This window comes from Streptomyces alkaliphilus (assembly GCF_014141535.1).
Classification (GTDB): Bacteria; Actinomycetota; Actinomycetes; order Streptomycetales; family Streptomycetaceae; genus Streptomyces; species Streptomyces alkaliphilus.
Window position 1 is genome coordinate 1 of sequence record NZ_VKHT01001062.1, and the last position, 1,651, is coordinate 1,651.

A 1,651-nucleotide genomic window follows, 5' to 3' on the forward strand; every position below is an offset into this window, starting at 1 on the left:
ACCGTCTCCGCCACGGCGGGGAACTCCTCCACCCGGTCGCACCAGCGGCGCAGGAGCACCCGGTCGTGGCCCACGGCCAGCAGGGCCGCCCCGCTCTCCGCCCGGTAGCGCTCCACCACTCCCACCAGGGATGCGGTGGTGGAGGCGTCGAGCATGGCGGTCATCTCGTCGCAGACCAGCAGCCGGGGGCGGGGGGCCAGGGCCCGTGCCAGACAGGCCCGCTGCAACTGACCGTCGCTGACCTCGTGGGGCCGGCGGGAGAGCAGGTCCCCGCCCAGGCCGACCAGGGCCGAGAGTTCGGCGACGCGCTCACCGGTCTCCCGCCGGGGACGTCGGGCGGCCCGCAACGGCTCGGCGATCACCCCGTGCAGCGTCAGACGGGGGTCGGAGGCCAACCGGGGTTGTTGGAAGACCACGCCGACAAGGGTCCGGCGTTCGCGCGGCGCCCGGTGCCGGAAGGCCGTGACCCGCTCCCCGGCCAACCACACCTCCCCCTCCTCGGGACGGTGCAACAGGGCCGCCACCCGCGCCAGGGTGGATTTCCCGCAGCCGCTGGGCCCCTGGAGACCGACGGACTCGCCATCGGCGACGCGCAGCGAGGCGCCCCGCACGACCGGCGTGCCCCGGAGGTAGCCGGCGGTGACACCACGGAGTTCAAGCACGGGATTCCTCCCGGGGGGCTCGGTCCCGGGTGTGGTGGCAGGCCACGCCGTCGAGGAGTTCGGGGCGCTCCGCGCACCGATCGTCGGCCCGGGAACAACGGGGGGCGAAGGCGCAACCCCCGGGAAGCGCGTCCAGTTCGGGAGGCATACCGGGGATGGGGGTGAAGTCGCGTTCCGGCAGCGCGGCCAACAGGCCGCGTGCGTAGGGGTGGCTCGGTCCGGGGTCGTCGAAGAAACCGGCGGCCGGAGCGGCCTCGACGATCCGACCGGCGTACATCACGGCGACCCGATCGGCGATCCGCTCGGCGGCGGCCAGGTCATGCGTGATCACCAGCAGCCCCCGCCCCTCGTGGGTGTGCCGGCGCAGTTCGTCCACCGTGCGGTCCACCAGGTCGCGGTCGAGTCCGGTGGTGGGTTCGTCCGCCAGCAGCACCGGGGCGTCGCCGACCAGGGCCAGCGCGGTGGCGGCCCGTTGGGCGAGCCCCCCGGAGAGCTCGTGGGGCCAGCGGTCGAGGTGGTCCGTGGGGAAGGCGGCGCGGGCGGCGACCGCCTCCGCCCCCCGACGGGCCTCCGCGCCCCGCAGACCGGTGATCTCCCGGACGGTCTCCTCCAGTTGGGAACGCACCGTGCGCACGGGGGTCAGATGGGCGGCAGGGCTCTGCGGGATGAGACCCAGGCGTCGACCCCGCACCCGGCGGGCGAGGACGCGCTCGTCGGCGGAGACCAGGTCGATGCCGTCCAGGAAGGCGGTGCCGCGGACCTCGGCGTTGCCGGGCAGCAGCCCCAGCAGCGCCGAGGCCAGCACGGACTTCCCGCAGCCGCTCTCGCCGACCAGGGCCAGGCACTCGCCGGCACCCAGGTCCAGGGAGACCCCGCCGACGGCGGCCACCCGACGGCCGCCGCGCATCAGGAAATCCACCGACAGGTCCCGAACCGAGAGCAGCGGGGCGGTCCCCGGAGGGGTGGCGGAGGGATCCGGCTGTCTCTTA

The 1,651-nt window shown here is 75.1% G+C and carries 2 protein-coding genes; both read right to left on the reverse strand.

The window, feature by feature from the left end:
* A partial coding sequence (locus FNQ90_RS22380; protein ID WP_182608002.1) for an ABC transporter ATP-binding protein occupies positions 1-662 on the reverse strand: 662 nt, incomplete at its 3' end.
* A complete protein-coding gene (locus FNQ90_RS22385) occupies positions 655-1,605 on the reverse strand; it encodes an ABC transporter ATP-binding protein (RefSeq protein ID WP_228471494.1) in 951 nt (316 codons plus the stop codon). The genes FNQ90_RS22385 and FNQ90_RS22380, both read right to left, overlap by 8 nt.
* Positions 1,606-1,651 lie beyond the last annotated feature (46 nt).